Below are 17,913 nucleotides of genomic sequence, written 5' to 3'. Positions count from 1 at the left end.
CGCGTGCGCATCGGATTCGTGGGAGCCGGGCGGATGGGCCGCCCGATGATCGAGCGCCTGGTGCGGGCCGGGCACACCGTCCGCGCGGTGGCGCGGTCCGCCGACTCTCGCGCGGACCTCACCGGAATCGGGGCCGAACCGGTCGCGAACGTCGCCGAGGCCGCCCGAGCCGCGGATGCCGTGGTGGTGTGTGTGTTCACCGACGACCAGGTCCGCGAGGTGTGCCTCGGCGGCACGCTGCTGCGCGAGCTGCCGCCGCAGGCCGTGCTGATCGTGCACACCACCGGCAGCCCCGCGACGGTGGCCGAAATCGCGGCGGCGGCTCCCGGTGCCGCAGTGGTGGACGCGCCGGTGAGCGGCGGACCGCACAATATCGCCACCGGCGAACTCACCGTCTTCCTCGGCGGAGCGGAGGAGGCGGTGCGCCGTGCGCGGCCCGTGCTGCGGGCCTACGCCGACCCGGTCCTGCACGTCGGCCCGCTCGGCGCCGGACAGCGGGTGAAATTGGTCAACAACGCGTTGTTCGCGGCGCAGATCGGGCTGGTCGCCGACGCGATCCGGCTCGGCGGCCAGCTGGGTGTGCACGAAGCCACCCTGCTCGCCGCGCTACCGCACGCGAGCAGCAGCGGCCGTGCCGTCGCCAGCGTCGCCGGGAAGGGCGCGGTCGAGGACTTCCGCGCCTCGGTGGGCCAGTTCCTCCGCAAAGACGTGGCGGTGGCTCGCGCGTTGGTGACCGAATTGGGCGGCGATCTCGGCATATTGGACGCCGCGATCGACGCGGGCGTGCCCGCCGAGTGAGCACGCCGCCGCGCTCACTCGACGACGATCGCGCGCTCTGGGCAGGACTGCACTGCTTCGCGCACCTGCGCCTCGAGGCGCGCGGGCACCTCGGCCACGGTGGTCTCGGCGTAGCCGTCGTCGGTCAAGGAGAACACCTCCGGGCACAGGCCGAGGCAGACGCCGTGCCCCCGGCAACGATCCGCGTCGACGGTGACCTTCATCGGGCCCCGCCCTCCGCGACGTCGAACTCCAAGTGCAGAGCGGTCAGCCCGCGCAGGATGAAGGTCGGCAGGTAACGGTAGTCGCGCGCGCCCTCGGGGCCGTGCACGCTCTCGTCGATGCGGAAGTCGGTGGTGCGCTCGAGCAGTCGTTCGATGGCGACCCGCGCTTCGGCACGCGCCAGCGGCGCACCCGGGCAGGTGTGCACGCCGCGCCCGAAAGCCAAGTGCGAGCGGGCGTTCGAGCGTTCCGCCGCGAACGTGGTGGGATCGTCGAACCGGCGCGGGTCGCGGTTCGCGGCGCCGTTGACCACCATCAGGATCGTGCCTGCGGGCACCTCGGTCCCGCCGACCGTGCTGGACACCTTGGCGAGCCGGAAATCGCCCTTGACCGGGCTCTCCATCCGCAAGCACTCCTCGATGAAGTTCTGGATGCGGCTGCGGTCCTCGCGCAGGTACCGCTGGATGTCCGGGCGCTCGGCCAGGATCTTCAGCGCCGAACTGAGCAGCCGGACCGTGGTCTCCTGGCCTGCCGAGAAGAGGTTGGCCGCCACCCGAACCACGTCGAGCACCTCGGGCTCGCGACCGTCCGGGAAGGTCGCGGTGGCCATGCTGGTCAGCACGTCGCCCCGCGGGTTCGTGCGGCGATCCTCGACGTAGCCGGAGAACTTGGCGTAGAGGAATTCGATCGGGTTGTGCGACATGTTCTCCCCCGCGGTGCTGCCGACGCTGGCTCCTTCGCGGTGCGGATCACGTTGCAGCGCTTGCAGAAACTCCTCCTGATCGCCTTCGGGCACACCCAGCAGATCGGCGATCACGTACAGCGTGAAGGGACCGGCGAATTCGCGCATGCAGTCCCCCTTGCCCTTGGCCAGGTACCGGTCGAGCATCCGGTCGGCGATCGCCCACATCGCCTGCTCGTTCTCCTTGAGGCGCTTGGGGGTGATCAGCCGCATCAGCAGGGCGCGGTGGTCGGTGTGCACCGGGGGGTCAAGGGTCGGCAACTGGTCGCTCATCGGCAGTTTGTCCCGATGTTCGGCGATCAGAGCGTCGACGTCGGCCCCTTCCTCCAGCGGCACGGGGAAACCGGGGAACGGACCGGTGACGGAGACACAGGAGGAGAACCGCTCGACGTCGTTGTAGACCTCGAGCGCCTCGTCATAGCCGGTCACCATCATCACGTCGTGGTGCTTCTCGCGGGTCACCGGGCACTGCGCGCGCAGCGCGTCGAAGTACGGGTACGGATCGGCGACCAGCTCCTGTCCGAGGAAGAAGTCCAGCTCCTGGAAGTTGTTCACCACTCGACGATCCCTTCGACGCCCCGACCGGCCCGCCCGCGGCGAACATTGCCGGTCGACTTCCGTGATTGAGAATATGCCTCTCATCTGTGAGTATGAGATTTCCATATCCTACGCCGCGCGTCAACCGAAGGACCGGGACCATGCCCCTCGACACCACCGCGGATCAGCGGTTTTTCCAGTCGACCACCCGCGATTTCCTCGCGCGCACGGTGCCGGTGGGCACCGTGCGCGCCCTCGCCGAGTCCGGGACCGGATTCGACAGGAGCTGGTGGCGGCGCGGGGCGGAACTGGGGTGGACGGCCATGCTGGTGCCCGAGCAACTCGGCGGCGGAACGGTTTCCGGGCGGGCGATGACCGAACTCGCCTCGGTGGCCGGGGAACTGGGCCGCGCCTGCGCGCCCGGCCCGTTCGTGACCACGAGTGCCGTCCTGGCCGGGCTCGCCGCGCAAGCGGATCGTCTCGCCGAACTCGTCACCGCCGTCTGCGCGGGCGAGACGATCGTGACCTGGGCGGTGTACGAACCGGGCCGGGGCTTCGAGGCGCTGTCCCCCTCCGCGGGCGAGCCGAGTACCCGTGCCGAACACGACGGCGACGGCTACCGGCTCAACGGTGTGAAAGATCGCGTCGAGGCGGGCGATCAGGCCGACCTTTTCCTGGTGACCGCCCAGAGCCCGGACGGCCCGGTCCAGCTGCTGGTACGCGCCGACGCCCCGGGCGTGACGATCACCCCGATGTGGACGCTGGATCTGGTCCGCCGTACCGCGCGCGTGTCGTTCGACGACGTGGTGGTGTCCGCGAACGCGGTGGCGCACACGGGCGGCGAGGCCGCATCCGCGATACGCGCCCAGGCGCGAGCGGCTGCGGTGCTCACCGCCGCCGAGATGGCAGGCGCCGCCGACACCGCGCTCGCCGCCACGTCGACCTGGTTGTCCGACCGCTACACCTTCGGCCGGCAGCTGGCCTCCTACCAGGCGCTCAAGCACCGGATGGCGGACAACAAGACCTGGTTGGAAGCCTGCCGGGCCACCGCGGCCGCCGCCGCGGCGGCGTGGGACGACGACCCCGCGAACTCAGGGGAGGCGATCAGCATCGCGAAGTCGTACGTGGGCGCGAAAGCACCGGTGATCGCCCAGGACTGCGTGCAGTTGCACGGCGGCATCGGCGTCACCTGGGAACACGACCTGCACCTGTATCTGCGCCGGATCACCCTGGGCCGGGCCCTGTACGGCACGCCCGAAGAACACCGGCGCCACATCACCGACCTGCTCGACACGGCAGCCGCGTGAGCCGGATCGAACCCCTCCTGGAAAGGCACCGCTATGACCACAGATCTGGAGCCCGTCGAGGACTTCCGCGCCCGCGCGCGGACCTGGTTGCGGGACAACCTGCCGCCCGCTTCCGCCGCGGAGCACAAGCCCGACACCGACGAGGCGTGGGATCGGGCCCGTCAACTGCAACGGATCCTGCACGACGGCGGCTTCGCCGGAATCTGCTTCCCGGCCGAGTACGGCGGACTCGGGCTCAGCCCGGCCCACCAGCGGGCGTTCAACGAGGAATCGCTCCCCTACGAGATGCCGCTGCTGCTGAACGTGCCGACGCTGGCGATCTGCGCGCCGAGCCTGCTCGACATCGGCACCGAGGAGCAGAAGCGCGCCCACCTGCCCGCCGTGCTGCGCGGCGAGGAGATCCTCGTGCAGTTCCTCTCCGAGCCGCGCGGCGGATCGGATCTGGCCGGGCTCACCACGCGCGCCGAACGCGACGGCGAGCGCTGGATCCTCAACGGATCGAAGATCTGGAGTTCCGGCGCCTACGCCGCCGACTACGGCCTGTGCCTGGCCCGCACCAACTGGGAGGTGCCCAAGCATCGCGGGCTCACCATGTTCCTGGTGCCGGTGCGCGCCGACGGGGTGACGGTGCAGCGGATCAAGCAGGTGACCGGCTCGACCGAGTTCTGCCAGGAATTCTTCGACGACGTCGCGTTGCCCGCGGAGTCGGTGCTCGGCCACGTGGACGGCGGCTGGGACGCCGCGTCCCGGCTGCTGCACCACGAGCGCGCGGCGCTGGGCGGCACCTCGCCTTACACCAGCGGCGCGCGTCCGCATCTGGGCGGGGAAGTCGACCGGCTGATCGAGCTGGCCAGGGCCACCGGGCAATGGAACGACCCGCGCACCCGGGAGGACATCGGCGAGGCGCGGGCCATGAACGTGGTGCGCGATCAGCTCATCGCGCACGTCTCGGGGGCCATCGCCACCGGTGACCTGCCTGCCTCGGCCGGTGCGATCACCCGGCTGTTCAGCGCCGAGAACGCCTGGCTGCAAACGGATATGGCGGTGCGCATCGCCGGCTCCACCGCGGCCACGCACGGGCCGGGGGACGCGGCCGACACCGCCGAGGTGGGGCTCGACTACCTGTTCCGGTCGGCGTGGAGTCTCGCGGGCGGCAGCACCGAGATGGCACGCAATGTCATCAGTGAGCGCGTGCTCGGCATGCCCCGCGAGTTCGCCGCCGATCGCGACGTCCCGTTCAACCAGGTCGAACACGGCCGATGACCCGTGCGAAGTGAGAGAAGGACGATGCGTTTCATCTTCCACTATCCGGAAACCGCGGGGTACGACGGGGACCTGCTCGACGCGGGCCCCTTGCCGGAGGTCGCCGCCGCCGCCGAACGGCACGGATTCGACGGATTCTCGCTCAGCGAGCATCCCGCACCCGGCGCGCGCTGGCTTGGCGCGGGCGGGCATCAGACCCTGGACCCCTTCGTCGCGCTCGCCTTCGCCGCCGCCGTCACCGAGCGGCTGCGGCTGATCACCTATCTCACGGTGGCGCCCTATCGAAACCCGATGCTGCTCGCCAAATCCGCGGCCACGCTGGACAAACTCTCCGGCGGCCGGGTGATCCTCGGGCTCGGGGCCGGTTATCAGAAGAGCGAATTCCACGCGCTCGGCGTCGATTTCGACGAGCGCAACGCGTTGTTCGACGAAGCGCTCGCGGTGCTGCCGCTGCATTGGCGCGGTGATCCGTTCAGTTACACCGGCCGCCACTTCAGCGCCCGCGACGTGGTGGCAAGACCGCGGCCGGTGCAGCAGCCGATCCCGATCTGGATCGGCGGCAACTCCCGGGTCAGCCGCCGCCGGGTCACCGCGCACGCCCAGGGCTGGATCCCGATGACCGGCGGCACGGAACTGAGCACTACCGCCAGGACCCCCGAACTGGGGCCGGTGCCGGAACTGGCCCGCAAGATCACCGAGATCCGCGCGGGCGCCGCGGCGGCCGGGCGTGCCGGACACATCGACCTGGTGTACTCCTACAACGCCCCCGGCATCACCCGCCCCACCGGCGACGTCGACCGGCATCGGGGGGCGCTGGCGGAACTGGCGCAGGCGGGGGTGGATTGGATCGTGGTGTCCAGCCGCACGCGCGACTATCAGACCACGCTCGATTTTCTCGCCGCGTTCGGCGAGACGTATCTCGAAGGGTCTCCGCGATGACGTGGTTCGAGCAACGGGCCGGATTGGACGGCACCGTCGCGGTCGTCACCGGCGGCGCCGGAGGCCTGGGGCGCGCGATCGTCACGGATCTGGCCGCGAACGGGGTGCGCCCGGCGGTGCTCGACCTCGATCCGGAGGCGGCCCGCGACCTGCGGCGCGCGCTCGACGAGCAGGGTTGCGAGGCTCTGGTCGATGTCGGCGACGCCCGCGACCCTCGGATGCTCGGCGCCTTCTTCGAAAAAGTGGACGCGCTGTGGGACCGGCTGGACATCCTGGTCAACGTGGTCGGCGGCACGTTCCGAGCCCCGTTCACCGAGACGACGGCCAACGGCTGGGACGCGCTGCTGCGCAGCAACCTGACGCACGTGCTGCACGCCTGCTCGCTCGCCGTCGCCCGGATGCGCGCGGGCGGGCGCGGCGGCAGCATCGTCAACATCACCACCATCGAGGCGCACCGCGCCGCACCGGGTTTCGCGGTCTACGCGGCGGCGAAGGCGGCGGTCGAACAGTTCGCCCGCACCCTGGCCGTGGAGGTCGCCCCGGACGGCATCCGGGTGAACAACGTCGCCCCGGACTACGTTCCCACTCCGAATCTCGCTCGTTTCGCGCACGCGGACGGCTCGCTCGACGATCCGACCGGCGTGCGGGTCGCCATTCCGATGGGCCGGGCCGGGCAGGCCGCCGATGTGTCGCACTGCGTGGTCTTCCTGGCCTCGCATCTCTCCTCCTACGTCACGGGGACGACCCTGCACCCGGACGGCGGGACCTCGGCCTCGGCGGGCTGGTTCAACTGGCCCCGGGAGGGCTGGGCCAACCACGCACCGTTGCGGCTGCTGCGCGGCGACGTCCAGCCGCCGCACCCCTGATCCGGCGGCGTGAGGGCGCAGGCAGAAGCAGGTGGCGGCCGGGCTGCGGCACGTCGCCGACAGCCGCGCGATCGGCAAGGTCCTGGTGGACGTGCATGGCGATCAGCAGCTCAGCGCACCGAGCCCCCACGCGACCGGCTGGATCTCTTGCACTGCGGGCATTCTCGGCCGCACACAGTGCACGATGGGCTCACACGTAGTCGACCACGACCGAAGGGGTCTGCGGGAAGGACTGACAGGTGAGCACATAACCTTCGGCCACGTCCTCGTCGGTAAGGGCATCGTTCACCCGCATCTCGACGCGGCCCTCGACAAGCCGCGCCATACAGGTGCCGCAGTTGCCCTCCTCACAAGCGAACGGCGGGTTCAACCCGGCTCGCTTCGCCGCCTCCAGCACGGTCTCCTCGGGGCGCGCCTCGATGGTGGACTCGGTGCCGTCCAACAGCACGGTCACCACCCCGCGGGTGACCGTCTCCGGCGACTCGGACAGGGGGGATACGGCCATGACGGCACACTCCTCATCGGTGGGGGACGCAAGCGCCGTCGCCGGCACCGCGGTCGCCGTTCCGGCGCAGACTGAGCACTCAGCCCAGCATGCACGTGCTGTGCACATGCTTAGCATGGTTGTGGCAAAGGGGTCAACAGGGGACGTGCGGCACATGGCACCGGAAGGCCGGGTCAGCGGCCCAGCCACCGCGGACTGCGCTTCTCGGCGAACGCGCGAGGACCCTCCTGCGCGTCCTCGCTCGTGTAGCAGCGCACCGACGCATGCCGCGCGGCTTGCAGCGCGGCCGAGCGCCCCATCTCGGTCGCGAGCATGACCGTCTCCCGGGCGGCCCGCACCGACAGCGGAGCGCCCGCGAGAATCTCGGCCGCCAGCCCGAGCGCGGTGTCCATCAGTTCGGTCGGTTCGGCCAACCGGTTCACCAGCCCGATCTCATAGGCCCGCCGCGCATCGATCGGCTTGCCGGTCAGCAGGATCTCCATCATCACCCGCTGCGGGATCATGTGGATCAGCGGCGCGGCCCACGGCGAGCTGCGGCCCACTTTCACCTCGGTGACCGCGAAGGTCGCGGTGGTGCTCGCGACGCACAGGTCGCAGGCCTGGGCGATCATCCAGCCTCCGGCGAACGCCGCGCCGTTGACCGCAGCGATGGTGGGCTTGGACAGCTCCAGCGTGTCGTAGGGCAGCGGGTACATGTCCCGTGGCGGCACCGTCATGCCGGTCGCCACCATCTCCGCGAGGTCCCCGCCCGCACAGAAGGCTTTCGACCCCGCGCCCGTGAGGATGGCCACGCGCAAGCCGGGATCGCGCTCGAAGCGTTCCCATGCCTCGAACAGTCCCGCCCGCACGTCCCGCGCCAGACAGTTGCGCCGTTCCGGTCGATTGAGGGTGATGATCGCGATCCCGTCGGGCCGGGATTCGAAGACAACGGCGTCGGACATCAGAAACCTCTCCGCTGGACGACATGGGCCGCCCGCTCCAGTTCTGCGCGGAAATCGGGGTGCGCGACGGCGATCAGCCTGCGGGTGCGCTCGGCCAGCGTCCGCCCGGCGAGTTCGGCGGCGCCGAATTCGGTGACGATCACGTCGACGTCACTGCGCGCCGTGGTGACCGGACCGGACAGCGTCGCGGTGATCCGGCTGACCGTGCCGCCTTTGGCGGTGGACGGTAGGGCGATGATCGCGTGACCGCCCGGCGAACGGGCGCCCGCGCGAACGAAATCCACCTGCCCGCCGGTACCGCCGAGATAGGCCGCGCCGCTCTGCTCGGCGTTCACCTGCCCGGTCAGGTCGACCTCCAAGGCGGAATTGATGGTGACCAGCCGCTCCAGCCGGGCCAGAACGCCCGCGTCGTGGGTGTAGTCGGTGGTGCACATCCGGATCGCCGGATTCCGGTCGGCGAACCGGTACAGCCGCTCGGTGCCGATGAGCGCGCCGGTGACCGAGACCCCGCGATCGATGTTCTTGCGCGCGTTGGTGATCGCGCCCGCCTCGACCAGGTCGACAACCCCGTCGCCGATCATCCCCGAATGCACACCGAGATCGGCACGGTCGCACAGCAGGCGCAACACGGCCTCCGGCACGGCGCCGACGCCGATCTGCAGCACCGCGCCGTCCTCGATATAGGCGGCCGCGTGCGCGGCGATCGCCGCGTCAACGGGGCCGATCGGCGCGGGCGGCACCTGCACCGGCGCGCGGGATACCCGCACGGCGTAGTCGATCTCGGCGCTCGCGAGCCGCTCCCCCAGCGTGAAAGGCACCCGGTCGTTGACCTCGGCGACCACCACGCGCGCCGCCGCCACGGCCGCGCGCACATGATCGCTGACCAGCCCGAAGCTGTGTCCACCGCGTTCGTCGGCCGGGCTCACCTGCACGAAAGCAACGTCGCAGCCGAGGACTCCGGCCTCGATCATCGGGCCCACCCGGCTGACGTGGCAGGGGACGATGCCGAGCCGATGCTCCTTGGTCAGCGTCCGCAACGCGCCGATCGCCCCCATGCTGCGCAGGGCGAAGGCGTCGGTCGCGGCGGGGGTGAACAGGCCCGAGAAACTCGTCGCGATGAACGCGGACACGTCGCCGATCGCCCCGGCTTGCGCGATGAGCGCCCCTATCAAGGTGGTCGGCTCGCCGCAGGCCTGCCCGACCACGACGCGGTCTCCAGGCCGCAGGATCGAGCCTAGGTCCAGCTCGGCCGCGTCGAGCAGGACGGTCACGACCGCCCCTGGCCGCGCGGGCGGGCCTCGGCCGACCGGCTCAGCACCTCGGCGGTGTCGGCGCCGAGGCGGGGCGCGGGGCCCGCGATCCGCCCCGGGGTGCGGGAGAACCACGTTGGCGGACCCGGGAAACGCACCGCTCCATAGGGAGAGTCACAGGTCTGGAAGAAGTCCGCGTCCCTGAGGTGTGGATTGTCGAACAGGTCGTCCAGTGAGCGCACCGGAGCGGCGGGAATATCCAGCGCCCGAAGCAGTTCCAACCACTCCCCGGTGCTGCGCTCGCGGAAGGTCTCGGCGAGGCGGGCGTAGACGGTCTCGATTCTCGCCGCGCGCTGCTCCAGGGTCGCGAACTCCGGCCCGGCCCACGGTGGCCGCACCGCCGCCACGAATGCCGTCCACTGCTTGTCGTTGTAGACCAGCGCGGAAAGGTAGCCGTCCGCGGTGCGATAGGGCCTGCGATTCGGCGTCAGCGCGCGCGGGTAGGCGGCGGGTCCGAGCGGGGGATCGAACATTGCTCCGTTGGCGTGCTCGACCAGCATGAACGCGGCCATCGTCTCGAACATGGCGACCTCGACCTCTTGCCCTTCCCCGGTGCGTTCCCGGTGGAACAGGGCCATCGTGGTCGCGTACAGCGCGGTCAGCCCGGCGATCTTGTCGGCCATGATGGTGCCGACGTATCCGGCGGCGCCGGTCAACTGCTCCTGCACGAAAGGCAACCCGCACTCGGCCTGGATGGTGTCGTCGTAGGCCGTGCGACCGGCATCCCGGCCGCGTCGGCCGTAGCCGTAGCAGTTGGTGTAGACGATGGCGGGGTTCAGCGCGGCCACCTCGTCGTAGCCGAAGCCCAGCCGGGCGATCGCCGAGGCGCGCATGGAGTGGATGAACACATCGGCCCGCGGGATGAGCCCGCACAGAGAGCGCTTGTCGTCCTCGGACCGCAGATCGAGCACTACGCTGCGCTTTCCCCGGTTGACGTTGACGAAGACCCCGCCCATCCCCCGTTCCGGCCCTACCGAGATGTAGCGCGTGTTGTCCCCGGCAGGCGGCTCGATCTTGATGACGTCCGCGCCCATGTCGGCCATGATCTGCGTGCAGTACGGGCCCATGACCATCGCCGTCAGATCGATGACACGGACTCCGGACAGCGGACCACTGTGTTCCATCACCACCGCCTCTTTCCCGACCCCGCGCCCGTCACCGAACCGCCTCATCGGGCCGACGTGAGCCTATCTGATGAATCTTTGCAAGGATAGTGATATCAAGGAGCCTGTGGACAGATTCACCGGCGACGCACCGCCCGGCCCGCACGCCCTCCGCCCGATCGCCGCGGTGCTCGACAAAGCCCTCGGCACCCGGCCCGATGCCACGGCCCTGGTCGCCGCGTCCGGCGCGTGGACGTATGCCGAACTGGATCATCGGGCCCACCGCGCCGCCGGTGCGCTCTGGTCGCTCGGCGTTCGCCCCGGCGACCGCGTCGCGGCCTGCCTGCCCAACGACCTGGACATCGTGGCGGCCTTCCACGGCGCGCAGCGCATCGGTGCGGTGTGGGCGGGCGTCGGCGAGGCGTTAACCGCGAGCGAACAGCGACACCTGCACGCTCTGTGCGATCCGGCCGTCGTGCTCGCGGGGCCCCGGTGCCGGATCGACGCGCCGGGGGCGGTCGACCCCGACCACTGGGCGGCACTGCTGGACCGCGCGGCGCCCGCCCCGCGCGTCGAGCAGGACATCGACCTCCCGGCCGGAATCGCCTTCACCAGCGGGACATCCGGGCAACCCAAGGCCGTGGTGCACAGCCAGCGCAACCTGCTGCTGCCCGGCGCCGTGCTGACGGCGACCCGCGGCTGGGGGGCCGGCCTGCGTAAAGGCGACAGCTTCCCGCTGACGATTCTCAATCTGATGGTGCTGTCCACCCTGCTCACCGCACAGGCGGGCGGCTGCGCGGTGGTCATGGACCGCCGCGACGCCGACGGCGTCGCCGACTGGATCGCCGAGCACCGCGTCACGGTCTGGAACTGCGCGCCCGCGCAGCTCTACGACTTGGCGCGCCGGCCGGGGGCGGAACTCGGCTCGCTGCACGAGGTCTGGAGCGGCGGCAGCGACACTCCCGACTCGGTGCGCACAGCCTTCGCCGCAGCGCACGGACCGGTCCCGCGCGCCACCTACGGTCTCACCGAGGCGCCCACGGTCGTCTCCATCGATCCGCCCGGCGACGAGTGGTTCCCCGGCACCAGCGGCCGGGTGCTGCCGCACTACGACGTCGCCGCCTATGACGAGCAAGGACGCAGGCTGCCGCCCGGATCGCTCGGCGAACTGCGGCTGAACCCCGCCACCTCCGGCCACTGGGCGGGATGGTGGACACCGATGCTCGGTTACCGGGAGCCCGGCGGCGTGCGTCCGCCGGAACCCGGCCCGTTCCCGACCGGCGACATCGGCGCCGTCGACCCCGAAGGCAGGTTGTCGGTGCTGGACCGCAAGAAGATGGTCATCATCCGGGGCGGAGCGAACGTCTACCCCCTCGAGGTGGAGCGGGTCATCGCGACGCACCCCGGGGTGGCCAAGGTCGCCGTGTGCGCGGTGCCCGACGAACGACTCGGCCAGAAGGTCGCGGCGGTCATCGAAAGTGCGCAGCCCACGGTAGATTTCGCGGATCTGGCGCGATTGTGCCGCCGTGAACTGGCGGGGTACAAAGTGCCGGAGATCTGGACCCGGGTGACCGCTCTACCGGTGAACGCCATGGGCAAGGTGGAACGCGCGCGGCTGGCCGAGCTGGTGACCCCCGTGGCCGGGGCGACGACCGAGGAGCGACCGTGACCGCCCGATCCGGCCCCGCCCTGCGCATGTTCGATCTCGACGGCCGGGTGGCGCTGGTGACCGGCGCGTCCTCCGGCCTGGGCGCCGCCGTCGCGGAAGCACTCGGCGCGCTGGGCGCGCGAGTCGCCGTCGCCGCCCGGCGCGCGGACCGGCTGACCGACCTCGCCGGGCGCATCGGCGGGTTCGCCGTGGTGTGCGACCTGACCCGGACCGAGAATATCGGCGACGTGGTCAGCACCGTGGCCGACCGACTCGGCCCGCCGGAGATCCTGGTCAACGCGGCCGGGAACCGGTTCACCACCGAGCCCGCCGAGGCCGAGCCGCTCGAGGCCGTCCACCGAACCCTGGAACTCAACCTGGTGGCCCCGTTCCTGCTCGCCCAGGCGGTGTTCCCGCACATGCGCACCGTGGGCCGCGGCTCGATCGTCAACATCTCCTCCATCAGCGGGCGGGTCGGCGTACCCGGCATCCCGCAGGCGTCCTACGCCGCCAGCAAAGCCGGTCTTTCCGGCCTCACCGCCGAACTGGCCGTGCAGTGGGCGCGGCATTCGATCCGGGTGAACACGGTGGCGCCCGGCTTCTTCCGCAGCGAGATCACCGACAGTCTCTACGACGACGAGCGCGGCGCGGCCTACCTGCGCCGCAACACCCCGCTGCCCACCGAGGCGGCGGCGGAGGACATCGTCGGCGCCGTCACCTGGCTGGCCGGTGACGCCGCCCGGTACGTCACCGGCCAGACCGTCGTCGTGGACGGCGGCTGGACCGCCCGCTGAGCCGCGGCGGCGGAGCACGATCGGCGGTTGACACCCGAAACGCACAATGGAAGCATTCTTGCCAAACGAGAATTACATTCTCTCAGACGTAAACGCATTCTCGAACATTGGTACTCCACCCGTCGAGGAAGGAAGTTTCGCCGCATGTTTGCCGCAATTCTGATCGAGAAGGACGACGCGGGACCGCGCGTCACGCTGACGAACGTGGACGAAGCGACGCTGCCCGAGGGGGACGTCACCGTCGAGGTCGCCTATTCCACGGTCAATTACAAAGACGCCCTCGCCATTACCGGAAAATCGCCCGTGGTGCGCGCGTTCCCGATGGTTCCCGGCATCGACCTCGCGGGCGTCGTCGCCGAAAGCGGTCACCCGGACTGGTCGGTGGGCGACGACGTGATCCTCAACGGCTGGGGCGTCGGGGAAACGCACTGGGGCGGCCTGGCCCAGCGGGCCCGCCTGAACGGGGACTGGCTGGTGCCCCGGCCCGCCGAGTTCACCGCTCGTCATGCCATGGCGATCGGCACCGCGGGCTACACGGCCAGCCTGTGCGTCGAAGCGCTGTGGCACCACGGCATACGTCCCGAGCACGGCGAGATCCTCGTGACCGGCGCGACCGGCGGCGTGGGCAGCGTCGCGATCGCGCTGCTGAGCAAGGCCGGGTTCCGCGTGGCGGCCGCCACCGGCAAGACCACCGAGACCGCGTACCTCCGGCAATTGGGCGCGGACACCGTGGTGGATCGCGCCGAACTGGCCGAGCGCGGCAAGCCGCTGCAGAAGGAACGCTGGGCGGGCGTGATCGACACCGTCGGCAGCCACACGCTGGCGAATGTGTGCGCGCAGACCCGGTACGGCGGCGCGGTGGCCGCCTGCGGCTTGGCGCAGGGCATGGACTTCCCGGCTACGGTCGCCCCGTTCATCTTGCGCGGGGTGACGTTGTTCGGCATCGACAGCGTGCTGGCGCCCAAGCAACGGCGCCTGGACGCCTGGGCCCGGCTGGCGCGCGACCTGGCCCCGGCGGTCCTCGACGGCATCGCTCAGGAAATCCCGCTCGGCGAGGCGATCACCGCGGCCGGCCGGCTCATCGACGGCACCGTCCGCGGCCGGATCGTCGTCGACGTGAATCGTTGATCAGGAGGATGTCGTGACCAGGAAATCGGCGAAATCCGCCGTCGAACTCGATCTGACCGACGTCGACCACCGGGTCGGCAAGCCGGTGGGCGGCGGCCAACTGTGGGAACCGTGCAGTTCCTCCGACATCCGCCGCTGGGTGATGGCGATGGACTATCCCAGTCCCCTGCATTGGGACCAGGAATTCGCACGGGAATCCCGCTACGGCGGCATAGTCGCACCTCAATCGATCGCGGTCGCACTGGATTACGGGCACGGCGCACAGCCGGCGTGCGTCGGTCACATCCCGGGCAGCCACCTGATCTTCGGCGGCGAGGAATGGTGGTTCTACGGTTGCCCGGTGCGTCCGGGTGACAAATTGTTCCAGGACCGGCGATTTCACGATTACAAGGTGGTGGAGACGAAGTTCGCCGGGCCGACCATGTTCTCCCGCGGCGACACCACCCACCGCAATCAGAACGGCGTGCTGGTCGCTCGCGAGAGGTCCACCGCCATCCGCTATCTGGCGTCGGAGGCCAACAAGCGCGGCATGTACGACAACCAATCGGGCGAGGTGCGAACCTGGACCAGCGCGGAGCTGGCCGAGATCGAGTCGCTTCGCCACGAGTGGATCCTGTCCAACCGGGCGGGCGTCTCGCCGCACTTCGACGAGGTGAAGGTCGGTGACCGGCTGCCGCGCCGAGTGATCGGCCCGCACACCATCGCCAGCTTCACCACCGAGTACCGCGCCTTCCTGTTCAACATCTGGGGCACGTTCCACTGGACCGCGCCGGACGGAATCGACGATCCGTGGATCTACCAGGATCCGGGCTGGACCGAAGGATTCGCCTTCGACGAGGAGGGCGCGCGCATCGATCCGCGTAAGCGCGACGGCCTGTACGTCGGCCCCTCTCGCGGGCATATCGACGCCGCCAAGGCGGGCGAGGTCGGTATGGCACGCGCCTACGGTTACGGCGCCACCATGGGCGCCTGGTGCACCGACTACCTCGCGTACTGGGCCGGGCACGACGGCATGGTGCGCCACACCAAGGCGGACTTCCGACTGCCCGCCTTCGAAGGCGACGTGACCTACTTCGACGCCGAGATCATCGGCAAGGAAACGGATTCGGCGTGGGGCGTGCCTCTGGCGCAAGTGCGGCTGCGGCTCACCAACCAGGATTCCGGAGTACTGGTGGACTGCACGGCCGAGGTCGAGCTCCCGTACTGACGGCGAGAGACGGGAGAGGCCCACCATGGCCACCGATACCAACGACGCACCCACACGAGCCGTGGCGATCGCCTCCGGCCCGCCGCTGTCCGACGAGCCGGGTCTCGGGCCGCTGACGCTGCCCGGCTTCCTGCGGGAGGTCACCGAGCGGTACGGCGACCGCGAGGCGCTCGTCGCGCACACCGACACGGGCGTGGTCCGCTGGACCTACACCGGCCTGTGGGAACGCGCCACCGAAGTGGCGCGCGCCCTGCGCGCCTGCGGGGTCGGCAAGGACTGCCGGGTCGGCGTGCTGATGACGAACCGGCCGGAATGGCTCTCGGCCGTCTTCGGCGCCTCGCTGGCGGGCGGCGTGGCCGTCGCCCTCAGCACCTTCTCCAGCCCGGCGGAACTCGACCATCTGCTGCGGCTGTCCGGCATCTCGGTGCTGCTGTTCGAGCGGAGGGTGGCGAACAAGGATTTCGCCGCCGTGCTCACCGAACTGGAACCGGCGATCGGCGCAGGCGCGCCCGGCGCCGTGCGCTCGACGGCCTACCCGTTCCTGCGTCACCTCGCGGTGGTCGGCGAGCCGGTGCCGGGCGGAGCGATCGATTCCTGGCCCACGTTCCTGGCACGTGGGCACGCCGAGCCGCCTGCGCTGGTCGAGGCGACGGCCGCCACCGTGCAGCCCAGCGACACCGCGGTGCTGTTCTTCTCCTCGGGCACCACCAGCAAGCCGAAAGGCATCCGCAGCGCCCACCGCGGCGTCGCCATCCAGATGTGGCGCTTCCGGCGCATGTTCGGATTCGGCCCGGACGACGACGTGCGCTGCTGGACCGCCAACGGCTTCTTCTGGTCCGGCAACTTCGGTCAGGCGCTGGGCGCCACCCTGGCCGCGGGCGGCAGCTTGGTGCTGCAGTCGACCTTCGACGCCGCCGCCGCGCTGGACCTGATGCGGGCCGAGCGGGTGAACTTCCCGGTCGCGTGGCCGCATCAGTGGGCGCAACTGGAAGGCGCGCCCAACTGGTCCGCCACCGATCTGAGCGGCCTGCGCTTCGTGGACGTGCAGACGCCCGCCGCGCGGCACCCCAGCGTGTCGACCACCTGGACCGAGCCCGGGCACGCCTACGGCAACACCGAGACCTTCACCATCACCACATGCTTTCCGTCCGGCACACCCGAGGACGAGATCGCGGGCAGCAGCGGCCTGCCGCTGCCGGGGAACACCGTCAAGATCGTCGACCCGCTCAGCGGTGACGTGCTGGCCCGCGGCGAGCGCGGTGAGATCTGCGTCAAGGGACCGACGCTCATGCTCGGCTACCTCGGCACCCCGCTGGACGAGACGCTCGACGCCGACGGCTACTTCCACACCGGCGACGGGGGTTACCTCGACGACGCCGACCGCTTGTACTGGGAAGGGCGGCTCACCGACATCATCAAGACCGGCGGCGCGAACGTCTCCCCGCTGGAGGTGGACGAAGCGCTGATCCGGTTCCCGGGCGTCGAGGTCGCGCGTACCGTCGGCGTCCCGCACGAGACGCTCGGCGAGGTCGTGGTCGCGTGCGTGGTGCCCCGCGCCGATGCGATGGTGGACCCCGCGGAGATCCGCGCTTTCCTGCGCGAGCGGCTGGCCAGCTACAAGGTGCCCCGGCACGTGCTGCTGTTCGCCGAGGAAGACATCACGCTGACCGGCAGCGCCAAGATCAAATCCAGTGACCTGCGACAGCTCGCCGCGAAACGGCTGGCCGAGGGCTAGAACCACGGTCCGTCGCGGGCGGGACGCCGGCCATCGGAACCGGCGGCGCGCCGGGGTTCCCACCGGCGGATCGACCTGATATACATTAGGGGAGGCTTACCTCGTTAGTCGAGGCTAACCTCAGTGAAACGGTAACCCTGGCTGTGAGGCTTCATGTACGTGTGCATCTGTAACGCGCTGTCCGAAGGTGACGTGCACACCTGCGTTGCGGCCGGGGCCGACAGTGTCCGCCAAGTGAAGAACGCCTGCGGCTGGAAGCCCGGCTGCGGCAGTTGCACGGCGCGATTGGCCGAGGTGATCGGCCGTGCCCGCGCGACGACCGGGGCCCAGCCCTCGGCCGCCTGACCCGACACGCCAGGCGGTCTCTGCGCGCTGCGCGCATTTTGTGCCACGATCGCTGCTATGGACGGCGACAAGGACATCGTGGCGTTGCTCAACGAGCAACTGACGGCCGAACTCACGGCGATCAACCAGTACTTCCTGCACGCCAAGATGCAGGAGAACTGGGGCTTTACCAAGCTGGCGCGGCACACTCGGCACGAGTCCATCGATGAGATGAAACATGCCGAGCTCCTCACCGACCGGATTCTGTTCCTCGAGGGGCTGCCCAACTACCAGAAGCTCAACCCGCTGCGCATCGGGCAGAGCGTGCCCGAGCAGCTGCGGGCCGACCTGCAAATCGAGTTGGAAGCGGTCGAACGGCTCCGCCGGGGCATCGAGTTGATGCGTTCGCGCGGCGACGTGACCTCCGCTCGCATCTTCGAGCACATTCTCGAAGACGAGGAGCAGCACGTCGACTACCTGGAGACCGAACTCGATCTGGTGGAGAAACTGGGCGAGCCGCTGTACCTCCAGCGTTTCACCGAGGCGCCGGGGGACTGATCCGGAT

At 70.2% G+C, this 17,913-nt stretch carries 18 protein-coding genes; 12 read left to right on the top strand and 6 right to left on the bottom strand.

Annotated elements, in window-relative coordinates:
* Positions 1 to 3: 3 nt before the first annotated feature.
* Positions 4 to 798: an NAD(P)-dependent oxidoreductase gene (locus tag HOV91_RS04570; protein WP_174184162.1), complete on the top strand. Its 795-nt coding sequence runs from the start codon at positions 4 to 6 to the stop codon at positions 796 to 798.
* A gap of 14 nt (positions 799 to 812) precedes the next feature.
* Here the strand turns inward: HOV91_RS04570 and HOV91_RS04565 are convergent, their stop codons facing one another.
* Entirely contained in the window at positions 813 to 1,001 is a 189-nt protein-coding gene (locus tag HOV91_RS04565; protein WP_174184161.1) for a ferredoxin, read from the bottom strand.
* Positions 998 to 2,299 carry a cytochrome P450 gene (locus HOV91_RS04560; protein WP_312884463.1) on the bottom strand — a complete coding sequence of 434 codons (1,302 nt, stop codon included), beginning with the start codon at positions 2,297 to 2,299 and terminating at the stop codon, positions 998 to 1,000. Before HOV91_RS04560 ends, HOV91_RS04565 begins: the two co-directional genes overlap by 4 nt.
* Before the next feature lie 140 nt (positions 2,300 to 2,439).
* On the opposite strand from HOV91_RS04560, the gene HOV91_RS04555 reads away from it, so the two are divergent.
* Genes HOV91_RS04555 through HOV91_RS04540 form a run of 4 tightly spaced genes read left to right on the top strand, consistent with a single transcriptional unit; the run spans position 2,440 to position 6,653 of the window.
* Positions 2,440 to 3,585 (top strand): acyl-CoA dehydrogenase family protein, encoded by a 1,146-nt coding sequence (locus HOV91_RS04555; protein WP_174184160.1) that lies wholly within the window; start codon positions 2,440 to 2,442, stop codon positions 3,583 to 3,585.
* Positions 3,586 to 3,618: 33 nt separating this feature from the next.
* Complete coding sequence (locus HOV91_RS04550) at positions 3,619 to 4,848, top strand: acyl-CoA dehydrogenase family protein (protein ID WP_174184159.1); 1,230 nt, start codon at positions 3,619 to 3,621, stop codon at positions 4,846 to 4,848.
* 24 nt (positions 4,849 to 4,872) lie between these two features.
* Positions 4,873 to 5,787 (top strand): LLM class F420-dependent oxidoreductase, encoded by a 915-nt coding sequence (locus HOV91_RS04545; protein ID WP_174184158.1) that lies wholly within the window; start codon positions 4,873 to 4,875, stop codon positions 5,785 to 5,787.
* On the top strand, positions 5,784 to 6,653 hold the full coding sequence (locus tag HOV91_RS04540) for an SDR family NAD(P)-dependent oxidoreductase (protein ID WP_174184157.1): 870 nt from the start codon (positions 5,784 to 5,786) through the stop codon (positions 6,651 to 6,653). The genes HOV91_RS04545 and HOV91_RS04540 overlap by 4 nt, the downstream gene beginning before the upstream one ends.
* Positions 6,654 to 6,843: 190 nt before the next feature.
* On the opposite strand, the gene HOV91_RS04535 is transcribed toward HOV91_RS04540, so the two are convergent.
* From HOV91_RS04535 to HOV91_RS04520, 4 genes are all read right to left on the bottom strand, one after another.
* Positions 6,844 to 7,158: a 2Fe-2S iron-sulfur cluster-binding protein gene (locus HOV91_RS04535; protein WP_174184156.1), complete on the bottom strand. Its 315-nt coding sequence runs from the start codon at positions 7,156 to 7,158 to the stop codon at positions 6,844 to 6,846.
* A 173-nt stretch (positions 7,159 to 7,331) separates the two neighbouring features.
* Positions 7,332 to 8,099 (bottom strand): enoyl-CoA hydratase/isomerase family protein, encoded by a 768-nt coding sequence (locus HOV91_RS04530; RefSeq protein ID WP_174184155.1) that lies wholly within the window; start codon positions 8,097 to 8,099, stop codon positions 7,332 to 7,334.
* Complete coding sequence (locus tag HOV91_RS04525; protein WP_174184154.1) at positions 8,099 to 9,370, bottom strand: acetyl-CoA hydrolase/transferase family protein; 1,272 nt, start codon at positions 9,368 to 9,370, stop codon at positions 8,099 to 8,101. The genes HOV91_RS04530 and HOV91_RS04525 overlap by 1 nt, the downstream gene beginning before the upstream one ends.
* Positions 9,367 to 10,533, bottom strand: coding sequence for a CaiB/BaiF CoA transferase family protein (locus HOV91_RS04520; RefSeq protein ID WP_174184236.1), 1,167 nt, complete (start codon positions 10,531 to 10,533; stop codon positions 9,367 to 9,369). The genes HOV91_RS04525 and HOV91_RS04520 overlap by 4 nt, the downstream gene beginning before the upstream one ends.
* A gap of 106 nt (positions 10,534 to 10,639) precedes the next feature.
* Here HOV91_RS04520 and HOV91_RS04515 point away from each other — a divergent pair, with 106 nt between their 5' ends.
* The 7 genes from HOV91_RS04515 (at position 10,640) to bfr (ending at position 17,906) form a co-directional block, all read left to right on the top strand.
* Positions 10,640 to 12,181: a class I adenylate-forming enzyme family protein gene (locus HOV91_RS04515; protein ID WP_312884462.1), complete on the top strand. Its 1,542-nt coding sequence runs from the start codon at positions 10,640 to 10,642 to the stop codon at positions 12,179 to 12,181.
* Entirely contained in the window at positions 12,178 to 12,954 is a 777-nt protein-coding gene (locus HOV91_RS04510) for an SDR family NAD(P)-dependent oxidoreductase (RefSeq protein WP_312884461.1), read from the top strand. The genes HOV91_RS04515 and HOV91_RS04510 overlap by 4 nt, the downstream gene beginning before the upstream one ends.
* Positions 12,955 to 13,098: 144 nt before the next feature.
* Positions 13,099 to 14,082 carry an acrylyl-CoA reductase (NADPH) gene (gene acuI / locus HOV91_RS04505; RefSeq protein WP_174184152.1) on the top strand — a complete coding sequence of 328 codons (984 nt, stop codon included), beginning with the start codon at positions 13,099 to 13,101 and terminating at the stop codon, positions 14,080 to 14,082.
* 13 nt (positions 14,083 to 14,095) lie between these two features.
* Positions 14,096 to 15,289, top strand: a complete 1,194-nt coding sequence (locus tag HOV91_RS04500; protein ID WP_174184151.1) for a MaoC family dehydratase — start codon at positions 14,096 to 14,098, stop codon at positions 15,287 to 15,289.
* A 25-nt stretch (positions 15,290 to 15,314) separates the two neighbouring features.
* A complete protein-coding gene (locus tag HOV91_RS04495; protein ID WP_174184150.1) occupies positions 15,315 to 17,024 on the top strand; it encodes a class I adenylate-forming enzyme family protein in 1,710 nt (569 codons plus the stop codon).
* Positions 17,025 to 17,177: 153 nt separating this feature from the next.
* Complete coding sequence (locus HOV91_RS04490) at positions 17,178 to 17,369, top strand: (2Fe-2S)-binding protein (protein WP_083888136.1); 192 nt, start codon at positions 17,178 to 17,180, stop codon at positions 17,367 to 17,369.
* A 57-nt stretch (positions 17,370 to 17,426) separates the two neighbouring features.
* On the top strand, positions 17,427 to 17,906 hold the full coding sequence (gene bfr, locus HOV91_RS04485) for a bacterioferritin (RefSeq protein WP_174184149.1): 480 nt from the start codon (positions 17,427 to 17,429) through the stop codon (positions 17,904 to 17,906).
* The last annotated feature ends 7 nt before the right edge of the window (positions 17,907 to 17,913 follow it).

This window comes from Nocardia barduliensis (genome assembly GCF_013315795.1).
Classification (GTDB): domain Bacteria; phylum Actinomycetota; class Actinomycetes; order Mycobacteriales; family Mycobacteriaceae; genus Nocardia; species Nocardia barduliensis.
The sequence above is the reverse complement of the archived record's forward strand: the minus strand, read 5'-3'. Positions and strand labels throughout refer to the sequence as shown.

Coding starts and splice junctions, on each gene's coding strand:
- HOV91_RS04565 (WP_174184161.1), bottom strand. CDS start 1,001: ATGAAGGTCACCGTCGACGCGGATCGTTGCCGGGGGCACGGCGTCTGC.
- HOV91_RS04555 (WP_174184160.1), top strand. CDS start 2,440: ATGCCCCTCGACACCACCGCGGATCAGCGGTTTTTCCAGTCGACCACC.
- HOV91_RS04550 (WP_174184159.1), top strand. CDS start 3,619: ATGACCACAGATCTGGAGCCCGTCGAGGACTTCCGCGCCCGCGCGCGG.
- HOV91_RS04545 (WP_174184158.1), top strand. CDS start 4,873: ATGCGTTTCATCTTCCACTATCCGGAAACCGCGGGGTACGACGGGGAC.
- HOV91_RS04540 (WP_174184157.1), top strand. CDS start 5,784: ATGACGTGGTTCGAGCAACGGGCCGGATTGGACGGCACCGTCGCGGTC.
- HOV91_RS04535 (WP_174184156.1), bottom strand. CDS start 7,158: ATGGCCGTATCCCCCCTGTCCGAGTCGCCGGAGACGGTCACCCGCGGG.
- HOV91_RS04530 (WP_174184155.1), bottom strand. CDS start 8,099: ATGTCCGACGCCGTTGTCTTCGAATCCCGGCCCGACGGGATCGCGATC.
- HOV91_RS04520 (WP_174184236.1), bottom strand. CDS start 10,533: ATGGAACACAGTGGTCCGCTGTCCGGAGTCCGTGTCATCGATCTGACG.
- acuI (WP_174184152.1), top strand. CDS start 13,099: ATGTTTGCCGCAATTCTGATCGAGAAGGACGACGCGGGACCGCGCGTC.
- HOV91_RS04495 (WP_174184150.1), top strand. CDS start 15,315: ATGGCCACCGATACCAACGACGCACCCACACGAGCCGTGGCGATCGCC.
- HOV91_RS04490 (WP_083888136.1), top strand. CDS start 17,178: ATGTACGTGTGCATCTGTAACGCGCTGTCCGAAGGTGACGTGCACACC.
- bfr (WP_174184149.1), top strand. CDS start 17,427: ATGGACGGCGACAAGGACATCGTGGCGTTGCTCAACGAGCAACTGACG.